The organism is Rhizobium ecuadorense, from assembly GCF_001187535.1.
Lineage (GTDB): Bacteria > Pseudomonadota > Alphaproteobacteria > Rhizobiales > Rhizobiaceae > Rhizobium > Rhizobium ecuadorense.
In genome coordinates this window covers 1-319 of the sequence record NZ_LFIO01001587.1, presented here as the reverse complement: position 1 = coordinate 319, position 319 = coordinate 1, and the positions used below count along the sequence as shown (strand labels likewise).

Here is a 319-nt window from a genome sequence, read left to right as displayed (position 1 = left end):
CATAGCCGTGCTGACAGCGTTGTGGCAGCAGGAGTCATCAGGCATGCGAAAAGCAGATCGACTTTTTCAGATCATCCAGATTCTTCGACGGTCGAGCCGCCCGGTGACCTCGTCTGAGCTTGCGGATGAACTTGAGGTCGCGCGGCGAACCGTCTACCGCGATATCGCACACCTGATTGCCCAGCGTGTTCCAATCGAGGGTGAAGCGGGGTTCGGCTACGTCCTCGATCCGCGATATGACATGCCGCCGCTCATGCTGACGCCTGACGAGATCGAGGCCGTCGTGCTCGGCGTTCAAATGGTGGCAAGGTTGAATGAC

General features: G+C 58.6%; 1 protein-coding gene. It reads left to right on the top strand.

Annotated elements, in window-relative coordinates; genetic code table 11:
- Positions 1 to 43: 43 nt before the first annotated feature.
- Positions 44 to 319, top strand: a 276-nt coding sequence (locus AF337_RS32665) for a helix-turn-helix transcriptional regulator (protein ID WP_152971290.1), incomplete at its 3' end; no start/stop codon positions are given.